At 39.7% G+C, this 12106-nt stretch carries 12 protein-coding genes; 1 reads left to right on the top strand and 11 read right to left on the bottom strand.

The annotated features are described in order from the left end of the window. Nucleotides 1–23: 23 nt before the first annotated feature. From BUC12_RS06600 to BUC12_RS06585, 4 genes are all read right to left on the bottom strand, one after another. Nucleotides 24–1391 carry a GDSL-type esterase/lipase family protein gene (locus BUC12_RS06600; protein WP_062177600.1) on the bottom strand — a complete coding sequence of 456 codons (1368 nt, stop codon included), beginning with the start codon at nt 1389–1391 and terminating at the stop codon, nt 24–26. 164 nt (nt 1392–1555) lie between these two features. Further along, the gene (locus BUC12_RS06595) at nt 1556–2953 is read right to left on the bottom strand and encodes an OmpP1/FadL family transporter (RefSeq protein WP_062177598.1); all 1398 of its coding nucleotides are present in this window, start codon (nt 2951–2953) and stop codon (nt 1556–1558) included. 112 nt (nt 2954–3065) lie between these two features. Continuing rightward, nucleotides 3066–5009 carry an NAD(+) synthase gene (locus BUC12_RS06590; protein WP_062177595.1) on the bottom strand — a complete coding sequence of 648 codons (1944 nt, stop codon included), beginning with the start codon at nt 5007–5009 and terminating at the stop codon, nt 3066–3068. A 115-nt stretch (nt 5010–5124) separates the two neighbouring features. Then, entirely contained in the window at nt 5125–6123 is a 999-nt protein-coding gene (locus tag BUC12_RS06585; RefSeq protein ID WP_062177592.1) for a GlxA family transcriptional regulator, read from the bottom strand. 160 nt (nt 6124–6283) lie between these two features. Here BUC12_RS06585 and gap point away from each other — a divergent pair, with 160 nt between their 5' ends. Continuing rightward, nucleotides 6284–7294 carry a type I glyceraldehyde-3-phosphate dehydrogenase gene (gene gap / locus BUC12_RS06580; RefSeq protein WP_062177589.1) on the top strand — a complete coding sequence of 337 codons (1011 nt, stop codon included), beginning with the start codon at nt 6284–6286 and terminating at the stop codon, nt 7292–7294. Between the two features lie 94 nt (nt 7295–7388). Here the strand turns inward: gap and BUC12_RS06575 are convergent, their stop codons facing one another. The 7 genes from BUC12_RS06575 to rlmB all read right to left on the bottom strand — a co-directional run bounded on the left by BUC12_RS06575 (nt 7389) and on the right by rlmB (nt 12103). After that, nucleotides 7389–8024, bottom strand: coding sequence for a peroxiredoxin (locus BUC12_RS06575; protein ID WP_062177585.1), 636 nt, complete (start codon nt 8022–8024; stop codon nt 7389–7391). Nucleotides 8025–8168: 144 nt separating this feature from the next. After that, nucleotides 8169–8807, bottom strand: a complete 639-nt coding sequence (locus tag BUC12_RS06570) for a trimeric intracellular cation channel family protein (RefSeq protein ID WP_062177582.1) — start codon at nt 8805–8807, stop codon at nt 8169–8171. 32 nt (nt 8808–8839) lie between these two features. Continuing rightward, the gene (gene mnmA, locus BUC12_RS06565) at nt 8840–9919 is read right to left on the bottom strand and encodes a tRNA 2-thiouridine(34) synthase MnmA (protein ID WP_062177579.1); all 1080 of its coding nucleotides are present in this window, start codon (nt 9917–9919) and stop codon (nt 8840–8842) included. A gap of 65 nt (nt 9920–9984) precedes the next feature. Next, complete coding sequence (locus BUC12_RS06560; protein WP_062177575.1) at nt 9985–10497, bottom strand: hypothetical protein; 513 nt, start codon at nt 10495–10497, stop codon at nt 9985–9987. 76 nt (nt 10498–10573) lie between these two features. Continuing rightward, nucleotides 10574–10948: a YccF domain-containing protein gene (locus tag BUC12_RS06555; protein ID WP_062177572.1), complete on the bottom strand. Its 375-nt coding sequence runs from the start codon at nt 10946–10948 to the stop codon at nt 10574–10576. A gap of 14 nt (nt 10949–10962) precedes the next feature. Continuing rightward, nucleotides 10963–11340: a RidA family protein gene (locus BUC12_RS06550; protein WP_062177569.1), complete on the bottom strand. Its 378-nt coding sequence runs from the start codon at nt 11338–11340 to the stop codon at nt 10963–10965. A 25-nt stretch (nt 11341–11365) separates the two neighbouring features. Next, nucleotides 11366–12103: a 23S rRNA (guanosine(2251)-2'-O)-methyltransferase RlmB gene (rlmB, locus tag BUC12_RS06545; protein ID WP_062177566.1), complete on the bottom strand. Its 738-nt coding sequence runs from the start codon at nt 12101–12103 to the stop codon at nt 11366–11368. Nucleotides 12104–12106: the final 3 nt, after the last annotated feature.

The raw sequence follows: 12106 nt of genomic DNA, 5'->3' as shown, positions 1-12106 counted from the left end.
TACATAAGTCCGGTATCCGGATACTATTTTGTTTTCTTATATTCTGTATAGCCCTTGTCTAATTCGTCATAGATCAGAGAACTTAGTTTACGGGCTCCTTTTGCATTCACATGGGTATAATCCTTGTTTGCAAACCCGTCATTCACCCAGTTTACGATAGCACCATCACCACCCATCAGCGCCTGTAGATTGATGAATCCGGCATATGCTTCGGCTGCATATTTACGCTGAGCTTTTATCAGTGGAGCCACAGCTTTATCTGTCTGCATTTCCGTTTCTACCTTTTTAGCCCGGTCACCAACCGAAACGATCAGTATATCGGCTTTCGGAAAACATTCCCTCAAGTGGTTGACTACAGCTATCATCTTATTTTCGTACCAAGTATAATCAAGAGTATTATAACCGAGTACATTTGTACCATACTGTAATACGATCAGATCGTATTGTAATACATTATCCAATGCGTTCATCAGATTTTTATTATACAGTGACAAAGGTAACCCCGAGTTTCCACGTATTGAAAAATTATCGACATGAACTCCAACCCCATCATCAAAATTAACTCCGTAAAAAGGTATCGAATCGCCATTTTGCACTGATATTTTCAAAGACTTGGCGGTATTACCCAACGATACGGTATTCAATAATTCGCCGGCAGGCAGCATATATACCGAAGCTGAATCCTTCTTACCCGACGATACTGTTATTGATGCCTTATCGTTACCCGAACTCCCGTAAAACAATGTGGGATTATACAACATCGATATATTCTCCTGATTACCGGCTGTAAATTTTACCCACGATGAACCACCCCGTGCAGCAAAGAATACCTGTCCATCTATCCCGAAAGATCTTTTCGGATTTTTCACCGTCAGGCACGATTGTGTTAGCCAATCTTTCGAATATTGGTGGCTAACTGTGCCACGGGCTGACGCTGACAGGGAAGTGATTCCTACGAACCCCACACCTTTACCTCCGTATGCACTCTGGTACGAATTCCGTATATCCTGAACTATAAAGTCGCCGTCGGTCATCGAGTCTCCAAAATAAGCAATACGGACTTTACCCTTACCTGTACTTTCGAGTTTATATAACTTTTCGTAGAAGGAGGATAGATATCCTAAGCCTTCACTATTATCAGATACATGTAATTTTATCCTGTTCTGTAATGAATCTTCCATAAGCGAGTCAGGTAAATTCTCCTCCTGAGCGCCAGTGCTATCGTTCATTGCTGCCAAAGCTAAACTGTCTACAACAATGCCGTCGCTACCCGATTTAGTGTCCGAAAATATATTCTTAGGCATCACCTGCTTCAAACCAAAGAAAACTCCTATTGCTATCACTATAGCTAAAAATGATTTTACAAAATAGTTTTTTGTCTTTTTACTCATAAAATAAAGAATATCAGCACAATGCTTTCGAATCGCATATTATCTTCAGCATCGATTGTTCAAATTCGGTGCAAAGCTAATTACTTTCTTTACATTTTAATAGGGTGGTAATAAAAAAAACTGCCGGTGGCAGTTTTTTTAAGATGAACATATAATAAGTCAGGTTAAAAAGAAAAGTCTACACCAGCAGCAAATACCTTATTTGTTCTCGAGAATACATCTTTCGTTGTTCCGCCACCGGGTTCTTTTGTATAGTCAGAATAGGTTGTCCAGAAATAACCTATATTCAATTTTACTGTAGGTGATATATTCACTGCTCCACCAAAACCGATCGAATAAGAGTCGCAGGCAAAACTTAAATCTCTCTGATAAGTATCCCCTACTCCATATTTTGTAATCTGTCCTCCGGCACTTACCAGAAACATCCTGTCGATCTGATATTCTAATCCCAGTAAATATTCGTTCGTAGAACCTGCATCTTTTTGTTTTCCTCCATCCATCTTTGCTTTCGAATCGAAGTAATGGTGGTATCCGGCACTGGCTGTCAAACTTGGTAAAATTTTATAAGACACACCGACTGTCAATAACGATGGTATATCGTGAGCTGTATTCACTCCATCCGAAAACATCCCCGTATCATCACGTTTAGTATTATTTTCTACATCAAGAGCAGTTTTAAACTCATATTTTACACCGACATTCCATTTATCGTAATTAAAGTTGAAACCCAGAATAGGAGCAACTCCCCATCCTCTTTGAGAACTTTTGAGCATAGCTCCTTCATCAGATGAAGCTTTTGACATAATTCCAATTTGAGCTTTTTGCTCAGGAGTCAAAGCAGGACTGGCTAATATTGCATCCAATATTTGCTGTCCGTATACCATCTGAGTTGAATATTCTTCAGAAGCCACCGGAGTAACGTTCATTTTCAATCCTCTCAGATAGCCTTCATAGCTATTATAGACAACATTCAATCTGAATCCGGCATAAGCAGAAAACATTTCATTGATCTTGTATGTTCCACCCAACTGACCTCCAATTATCATGTTAGATCCTTTCATGTACTGATCTACTGTATACTGATTGGCTTTATATCCTGCGTTCTGTATTATCTGTGTCGCACTTCCGGCTAATACTTCGAATGAAGGTAGTCCGTTATCGAATGTGGCTTTTCCTCCACCTCCCGAAACAGCTATCGATCCCGAAAGTACCCAGTTACCTTTTTTATAGGCTCCCTGAAAACTTGGAATAATAGGCACAGAAGCCTTTCCCTCAAATTCGCGGGTATCTTTACCTCCATTCATCAAGAATATAGGAGAAGTAGATGTTATTGTTCTGGTCTGAAACGCGCTTTGGTTAGTAAATGAAAAATGGAAACCGTCGCTCAATTTAATCAACCCTGCAGGATTGGTATAAACCGCATCTATTTCGGTCGAAGCATCTCTTGCCAAGTTCCTTGCGAAGTGTGCACTCTGGTTAGTATTAGTTAACAGGCCTCCGGCAAATACTGCCGCTGATACATTACATGATATAGCAATTGCTACAAGTTTAGTCTTATTCATGAATTCTAGAAATAATTGAATTTGGGCAGCAAATGTATTAATATTATTTTAGTTTCAAAAGAAACTACATTTATTTAATACATTTATTTTCAATCATTTATTGCACAAACAACTATTGCATGGCGTCCAGTTGTTGCATCCATAAAGCTACAGATGCATCGCTAACCATACGCCAATCTCCACGAGGTGAAAGATTTATAGATCCGACTTTAGGCCCGTCGGGAATGCAATTACGCTTGAATTGTTGAGAAAAGAATCTCCAATAGAAAGTTCTCAGCCATTTCAAAATTATGGCATCATCATATTTCCCTTCGAAAGCGATCTTCGCCAGAAAATATATTTTACGCGGCTCATACCCAAAGCGCAGCATATTGTACAGGAAGAAATCATGCAAAATATAGGGTCCTACGGTTTCTTCCGTTACCTGTAATATTTCTCCGTTTTCTCCGGCAGGAAGCAACTCGGGGCTGACCGGTGTATCCAATATATCTATAAGTATCTCTTGCGAAGATTTATCTAACTGACTGCCGGCGATCCATCCTACCAAGGTTTTAACCAGTGTTTTAGGAATGCTGGTATTCACGGCATACATAGACATATGGTCTCCATTATATGTACACCAGCCTAATGCCAGTTCCGACAAATCGCCTGTACCTATCACCAGCCCGTTTACCTTATTGGCATAATCCATAAGTATCTGTGTACGTTCGCGGGCCTGAGAGTTTTCGTAAGTTATATCATGTACATCCTTATCGTGGCCAATATCCTTAAAGTGCTGCATTACGGCATCTTGTATAGGTATTTCACGTATTGTCACCCCCAAAGACTGCATCAGCTTCAATGCATTATTATACGTACGGTCAGTAGTCCCGAAGCCAGGCATAGTGATCCCATAAATATTGGCACGGGGAATATTCAGTTTATCAAAAGCCTTTACCATAACCAACAGAGCCAAAGTAGAATCCAGTCCTCCGGAAACACCTACTACTGCCGTCTGTGCATTAATATGCAAAAGGCGTTTAGCCAGTCCTCCTACCTGTATGGCAAATATCTCTGAACAACGGGCATCCATATTTTCTTTGGAAGGTACAAAAGGCATAGGATTTACATAACGATCTAGTTTATAATCAGCCTTCTTATCATCACCGATTGTATCAATCGTTATAGTACGGTATTTTATACTGCTAAAATGGTTATATTCAGATGGAGTAAAGGATTTGTTTTTCAAACGGTCATTGCGCAAGCGGTCAATATCGATATCAGCCACACAAAATTGAGAGTCGAAACTGAACCGTTCGCTGCTTGCCAATATATTTCCATTCTCGGCAATCATACTACTGCCCGAAAATACCAAATCGGTCGTAGATTCTCCATTCCCTGCGGCAGCATATACATATCCGGCAATACAGCGTGCCGACTGTTGGTTAACTAACGAACGGCGGTATTCATTCTTTCCGATTGTTTCATTACTTGCCGACAAATTAAATATTACCTCCGCCCCATAAAGCGAATGAATAGCGGAAGGCGGAACCGGAGTCCATAAATCCTCGCATATTTCGATAGCAAAGCGAAAATCTTTTGTCTCGAAAATCAAATCTGTCCCTACAGGTACAGTCTGTCCGCATAATTCTGTTTCTGGCTGACTTAGTTCTCTGGCTGACGAAAACCACCGTTTATCGTAGAATTCGTTGTAATTCGGTAAGAATGTTTTAGGAACCACTCCCAGTATCTGACCTCTATGTATAACTACAGCTACATTATACAACCGGTTAGTTATTTCCAATGGGGTACCTACTATTGCCATAATATCAGACTCGGCCAAAGCCCTTTTTATCCCGTCAATCGAATTAACTGCGCCTTCAATGAGCAGGCGCTGATGGAAAAGATCATTCGCTGTATATCCGGTTATACTGGCTTCGGGAAATACAATAGCTTTAACACCCGACTTTTCGGCATCCGCTATTACTTTCAATATCTCAGTAGTATTGAATACACAATCTGCAACCTTCAATTTAGGCGTGGCGGCCGCTACCTTTATGAACCCGTAATTACCCATAACATTCGATATATTTAGAGGTATCTAAACCTGTCAGTTTTTTCTTATTCTTTGTATAACTTGTAAAGATAAAAAAAAAGAAAGTACCACGAACAGATACTTTCTTTCTTCAATATTATAATGAGGTTTGAAAACTTTTACGGTATTGGCTGGGAGTCACTTCCAATATGCTAAGAAAGAGGCGGCGTAAGTTCTCCGCATTTTTCAGTCCGCATTCCGTCGCTATTTCATCCAAAGACATTTCTGTATCTATCAAATACTGGCAGGCATAATTCACTCTGAGCCGGTTGATGTATTTGGCTGGTGTTATGCGGAATTCGCGCGCGAACACTCTGGCGAAATTACGGGGACTCATAGCTACATTTTCGGCTATAGTATCTACCGTAAGATCTTCGTTGAGGTGCATTATTATCCACTGGCAGATTTTCCGCATCACGGGGTTTTCAATACTCTGACAATCCAGAAATGTACAATATTGAACCTGATTACCCTGCCGTCTCAATGACAATACCATCCACCGGGCAATATATAATGCAAACGACTGACCGAAATCTTCTTCGATTAAAGCAATCGCCAGATCCATGCCTGAGGTAATTCCCGCTGAAGTATAAACTTTTCCGTCTTTGACAAAGATACGTGATATTTCTACATCGACCTGAGGATAATCCTGTTGCAATTTATCACATCTGGACCAATGTGCTGTGGCTTTTTTTTCATCCAATATACCTGCTTCCGCCAATAGAAAAGCACCCGAACATACCGAACACATCCTCCTTACCTTTTGGTACTGATCTTTCAACCATTTGATGAAAGCCGGATCGAATTTATAAGCAGGATCGTTTGGCAAACCCGATATTAAAAGCGTATCTATAGGATACGAAATATTCGAATAAGACCCTTCCGCTATAATCGGCAGCCCCGATGATGTAATTATATGAGTCGATTTTTCAACTGATACAACATGCGTTTCGTATCTGAAATCGACCTTGTCAAGTATCAAATCCGACTTATCAATGGCTTTACTGAAAATTTCTAATGGCCCGGCCGTATTCAATAAGGTCGAATAAGGTGGAGTTACGATCACAATATGTCTTATATCTTGAGTCTTATCCATACCAATTATATTAGTTAACTCAAAATTAATAATTCCAGCCGGAAGTAAACATCATATGGCAGAATTTTCATATTTTTTGTCATAACAGACAAGAGATATAATAAGTACATTTGTAATACAGAAGTTAAACAAGGTATTAATAATTAAAATTTAGGTTACTATGAACGCAATTAAAGTTGGAATAAATGGTTTTGGACGTATCGGACGTTTAGTATTTCGTGCAGCACAACTGAGAGATGACATACAGATAGTTGGTATTAACGATCTGCTCGATGTTGATTATATAGCCTATATGCTGAAATACGATACAATCCACGGTCAATTCGATGGCAATATTAAAGTTGAGAACAATAAATTGGTTGTAAACGGAAATACTATCCGTATTACCTCCGAAAGAGAGCCGTCGAACCTGAAATGGGATGAAATCGGAGCTGAATATGTTGTAGAATCGACAGGATTATTCCTGACAAAGGATAAGGCTCAGGGACACATCGACGCAGGTGCTAAATACGTAATTATGTCCGGTCCATCTAAAGATGACACCCCGATGTTTGTACCCGGTGTAAATGATGACAAATATGTAAAAGGGACTCAGTTTGTATCTAATGCCTCATGTACTACAAACTGTCTGGCATTAGTAGCCAAAGTACTTAACGATAAATTCGGTATAGAAGAAGCATTGATGAGTACCATACATTCTACTACAGCTACCCAAAAAACAGTAGATGGTCCTTCGATGAAAGACTGGCGAGGAGGACGTGCCGCAGCAGGTAATATCATTCCGTCCACAACAGGGGCTGCCAAAGCTGTAGGGAAAGTGATCCCCGAATTGAATGGTAAGGTTACAGGAATGTCATTTCGTGTACCTACGCTCGATGTATCTGTTGTAGACCTCACAGCGCGGTTATCCAAAGAAACTACTTATGAAGAAATATGCCGGGTGATGCAAGAAGCTAGCGAAGGGTATCTAAAAGGCTATCTGGCATACACTAAAGATGATGTGGTGTCATCTGATATGATAGGAAATTCGAATACAGCCATTTTCGACGAAAAAGCGGGAATAATGCTCAGCCCTACTTTTGTTAAGGTGGTTGCATGGTACGACAATGAATGGGCTTTTTCGTGCAAAGTTCTGGACGGTATTGTAAACATGAAGAGAGTAAACGGATAAATAGATAAATATTAGCCAAAAAAAAGAGTAGTTCCAAATGAACTACTCTTTTTACATTAATCATTATATCAAAAAGAGATTATCTTTCCTTTATTTAGTGTGAATGAGATAGATAATCAGAGATACCTTCTTGTGTAGCCTTCAAACCGCCTTTGCCTTTTTTCCAGTTAGCCGGACATACTTCTCCATACTCTTCTGTAAATTGAAGCGCATCGATTACACGGATAGCTTCTTCTACACTACGGCCTAATGGCATATCGTTTACAACTTGGTGACGTACAATTCCTTGTTTGTCGATCAAGAAAAGACCACGGTAAGCCTGAGGTGCTCCAACAAATATATCTTCACCTTCTTCGTTATAGTCAAAATCGCCAGCCAATACATCATAATTTTTAGAAATCAATAATGTTTGATCTGCAATGATAGGATATTTAACGCCTTGGATACCACCTTCATTTTGTGGAGTTTGAAGCCATTTCCAGTGAGAGAATGCCGAGTCAACAGATGCACCTACAACAACAACATCACGAGATTCGAATTCTGCGATTTGCTCCTGGAATGCGATCAACTCTGTAGGACATACAAATGTAAAGTCTGCAGGATAGAAGAAAAATACTACATATTTCTTCCCGATGTACTGTTCCAAAGAAAAGTTTTCTACGATTTCATTACCATTTATCACTGCACCTGTTGAAAACACCGGTGCTTTTTTGCCTACTAATACTGCCATAATTTTGTAATTTTTTTAATTTAATATTTGTTTCGTTATCTGATACAAAACTACAAATTAGCTTTTAATAAATCAAATAGATATTTATTATAGAAATATAGATACTAGCAATACCCATTTTATAATCAAAACAATACTACAAAACTAGTCCTCTCCTTTTAGTACAGGTAATTTCAGCTGATAGCGCGTAGCTATAATCCGGATTACAAAAACGAACACAGCACTGGCAACCTGTACAATTATCATATCTACGCCCAGATAGTGCAAAATACAAAATAAGCCGGCTCCTAATATACATGCCACAGCATATAATTCTTGTGTAAAAATGATCGGGATCTCATTGATCAATATATCCCGGATAATACCTCCGACTACTCCGGTTATGGTACCCATAATTATAACGACCCACCAGGGATATCCCAAAGTCATCGCTTTTTCGGATCCTACAACGACAAATAATCCAAGTCCGATGCTGTCGAACCAAAAGAATGTATTATTCAACCTTACAAGCGATTTACGGAATGTCACTACAAAAAGTAATGCTATAACCGTACACCATATATATACACTGGATAATAGCCAAAACGGGGTTACATCCAATAATAAATCGCGTAACGTACCTCCTCCGATAGCGGTAACCAAACCAACGACTATAGCTCCGAACCAATCGAACTGCTTGGCCGATGCCAAACGTATACCGCTGATTGCGAAAGCAAATGTTCCTAAAAATTCGATTATATCGACCAGCTTAATGTTCTGCCAAAAATCCGGAACCTGCTCCATATATCCCTAATATAACTTTTTATATTTCAAATTTATTCTGCTGTTTCGTCTGCAATAACTCCACTTCCGAGACAAAGCCGGGATTCTTCATCATAAACAACTCCAAACTGTCCGGCGGCAATCCCCTGTATCTTTTCTTCAGACTGGATACGGTATATATCTCCTATCTTTTCGATTTTTCCGCGGGTGAATTCGGGTGTGTGTCGTACTTTGAATGTTATATCTCTTGTACCTTCAAAATCGCCCCAGATATCTTCTGTTATAAATGAAAATCCGGCAAGGTTAACCACTTTTCCATACTGAGTGTCGGGATCGTATCCGTTCGACACATATATAATATTACGCTTTATATCTTTTTTAATTACAAACCAAGGTCCGCCGCTAAGTCCTAGCCCCTTGCGCTGCCCGATGGTATGATACCAGTAACCATTGTGTTTGCCCAGAATTTTACCTGTTTCGAGTTCCACAATCTTACCGGGACGTTCACCTAAGTAACGCCCTATAAAATCGTTATAATTGATTTTTCCCAGAAAACAGATTCCCTGGCTATCTTTCCTCAATGCAGAAGGTAATCCCTGTTGTGCAGCTATTGCCCGCACTTCGCTCTTTTGCAAATGCCCTATCGGAAACATTAATTTGGAGACCTGCATATAATTAATCTGGCCTAAAAAATAGGTCTGGTCTTTCACATGATCCGCCGCTGTCGATAACCACGTTTTATCATTCAACTCAGTAGTTGTAGCATAATGCCCTGTAGCGATCTTATCAAACTCGTGCCCCCAGTTTTGCTCAAAGCACCCGAATTTAATCATCTTATTGCACATCATATCCGGATTGGGTGTCAAACCACGCTTTACAGCTTCTATGGTATAACTGACCACATTTTCCCAATACTCTTCGTGCAGAGACACTATCTCGAATTTACATCCGTATTTTTTTGCAATATAAGAGGTAATCTCAATATCTTCTTCCGCAGGGCAATCAATATACCCGTCTTTATCTTCCATCCCTATACGTATATAGAAAATGGTAGGATCATAACCTTGTTCTTTCAGTTGATGTACAACTACCGAACTGTCTACTCCTCCTGATACAAGAGCTGCTATTTTCATACTCAAATGACGATCTCCCAGTCGTCTTTAATCAAGGTATCAAAACCTTCTTTTATTATTTAGAATTACCAAATCTTGGTATTACCGAACATTTTCAACGTTCCCATACCGAAACAAACGCCCGCCCGCACAAAATACTGGCTGCGTCCGTGGCTTACGTCAAATTCGTATCCGGCTTTTACAAATACAAATTTATAGTCGAAATATAAGTTAGGAGTAATCGTAATTGCATTTTTACGGTCGTGGCGAAAATCAAACAGATATCCTCCATCTACTCCAAACAATATGGTATAAGGTGTATTATTAAAGAAATCTTCAGAAAAAAATGTACTTATCTGTACTGGTTTTAAGTGCAGCCCGCTCATTTTGGCACCACCCGAAGTTGTAAACTCCATTCCGCTCGATACGAACGAATTAAGTTTATTGTGTGCCGGATGAATCGTTGGAAATGAAAAACTGGCAACGAATTGCCCGTCAGATTTCTCGGAATATTGTCCACCTAAACCTAAAAACTGTCCGTAACTCAATACCGGAACAAAAACCAATATCAGAAATAATACGCTTTTTACTTTTCTCATCTATAATCCCTTCTGTTATTCGTATACAAAAATAATCTTTTCTTCGGAAGTATCGAAATGAAAGCCTACTCTATCATCAGGCATCTACGATCTGCTTCCCAAATGGAAAAAATGCCAGTTTTATAAATTTAAAATGCTGTTTTCCGAAAGGAATACCTATAATAGTAATACACAACAACACTCCTAATATTATATGGGTAACAGCAATCCAGAACCCTCCGCAGAGAATCCAGATCACATTCATTATCGTATTTAAGCAACCCGATGAATCTTCGCTCGTTACCACCCTGCTTCCAAAAGGCCAAAGGGCCAGAATACCCATTTTGAGTGTCTGTAATCCAAAAGGAATACCTATTATAGAGAGCATCATCAGTATACTTGACATAAAATATTCCATGGCTATCACGAAACCGCCAAATACCAGCCAGATTAAATTACCGATAGTCTTCATCTTCTTCCTCTTATTTACCGGACAGCTATAACTTCTATCTCAACCAAGGCCCCTTTAGGCAAATCCTTAACAGCAAATGCCGAACGTGCAGGATATGCCCCTTCGAATTGAGTCGCATATACTTCGTTCATTGCCACAAAATTAGCTATATCCGACAACAAAACTGTTGTTTTAACAATATTACCTGTTGTAAGTCCTGCTTCTGCCAAGATTGCTTTAATATTCTTGAAAACCTGCTCGGTCTGTTCTTTGATTCCTCCGGATACAAATTCTCCTGTAGAAGGGTCGATAGGAATCTGACCCGATGCATATATTGTTCCGTTTACTTCTATTGCCTGACTATATGGTCCGATTGCTGCCGGAGCACCGGATGTTGATATTACTTTTTTCATTGATATATCTGATAAATTTATTCTATTATATGCTTTTCTGACGTATTACTTCATAAATAAGAACACCGGCAGCTACCGAAACGTTCAATGAGCCGATAGTTCCAAACTGTGGAATCTTGACCAACTCGTCGCAAATCCTCAGGTTATCGTTAGACACCCCGGTATCTTCCGCTCCCATTACAATTGCTACAGGCCCTGTATAGTCTACTTTCGTATAAACTTCGGCTCCCCGTTCGGTTGCTGCAATAAGTTTCACTCCGCTATTTTGTATAAAATGAAGGGCTTCTGTCAGATTTTGCTCTTTACATACGGGAATTTTGAGTAAAGCCCCCGCCGAAGTTTTTACCGCATCGGCATTTACTGTTACACTGCCTCTCGCCGGAATAACGATTGCGTCCACTCCTGCGACCTCGCAGGTACGTGCAATAGCTCCGAAATTCCGCACATCGGTCAATCCATCAAGCACTACGATGAAAGGGCTTTTACCTTGTTCATACAAAAACGGAATAATATCTTCGATGCGTTCGTAGGTAATTGCCGAAAGAAAGGCGATCACCCCCTGATGGTTTTTACGTGTAAATTTATCTATCCGTTCTATCGGTACCTTCTGCATAGGTATATTATGTGTAGTCAGTACTGTAGACAATTCCTTGAACAAGTCTCCCGACAGTTCGCGTTTTACTAAAACTTTATCTATCTCTTTTCCGGCTTCTACCGCTTCTATAACGGCACGTATGCCGAAAATCATTTCTTTTTCTTTCATTTA

This window comes from Indolivaga macrotermitis, assembly GCF_900128985.1.
In the GTDB taxonomy this organism is placed as follows: Bacteria; Bacteroidota; Bacteroidia; order Bacteroidales; family Dysgonomonadaceae; genus Dysgonomonas_A; species Dysgonomonas_A macrotermitis.
The sequence above is the reverse complement of the archived record's forward strand: the minus strand, read 5'-3'. Positions and strand labels throughout refer to the sequence as shown.

What these genes read in the sequence shown, in the direction of transcription:
- BUC12_RS06600 (WP_062177600.1), bottom strand. Translation starts at nt 1,391, where the DNA reads ATGAGTAAAAAGACAAAAAACTATTTTGTAAAATCATTTTTAGCTATA.
- BUC12_RS06595 (WP_062177598.1), bottom strand. Translation starts at nt 2,953, where the DNA reads ATGAATAAGACTAAACTTGTAGCAATTGCTATATCATGTAATGTATCA.
- BUC12_RS06590 (WP_062177595.1), bottom strand. Translation starts at nt 5,009, where the DNA reads ATGGGTAATTACGGGTTCATAAAGGTAGCGGCCGCCACGCCTAAATTG.
- BUC12_RS06585 (WP_062177592.1), bottom strand. Translation starts at nt 6,123, where the DNA reads ATGGATAAGACTCAAGATATAAGACATATTGTGATCGTAACTCCACCT.
- gap (WP_062177589.1), top strand. Translation starts at nt 6,284, where the DNA reads ATGAACGCAATTAAAGTTGGAATAAATGGTTTTGGACGTATCGGACGT.
- BUC12_RS06575 (WP_062177585.1), bottom strand. Translation starts at nt 8,024, where the DNA reads ATGGCAGTATTAGTAGGCAAAAAAGCACCGGTGTTTTCAACAGGTGCA.
- BUC12_RS06570 (WP_062177582.1), bottom strand. Translation starts at nt 8,807, where the DNA reads ATGGAGCAGGTTCCGGATTTTTGGCAGAACATTAAGCTGGTCGATATA.
- mnmA (WP_062177579.1), bottom strand. Translation starts at nt 9,919, where the DNA reads ATGAAAATAGCAGCTCTTGTATCAGGAGGAGTAGACAGTTCGGTAGTT.
- BUC12_RS06560 (WP_062177575.1), bottom strand. Translation starts at nt 10,497, where the DNA reads ATGAGAAAAGTAAAAAGCGTATTATTTCTGATATTGGTTTTTGTTCCG.
- BUC12_RS06555 (WP_062177572.1), bottom strand. Translation starts at nt 10,948, where the DNA reads ATGAAGACTATCGGTAATTTAATCTGGCTGGTATTTGGCGGTTTCGTG.
- BUC12_RS06550 (WP_062177569.1), bottom strand. Translation starts at nt 11,340, where the DNA reads ATGAAAAAAGTAATATCAACATCCGGTGCTCCGGCAGCAATCGGACCA.
- rlmB (WP_062177566.1), bottom strand. Translation starts at nt 12,103, where the DNA reads ATGAAAGAAAAAGAAATGATTTTCGGCATACGTGCCGTTATAGAAGCG.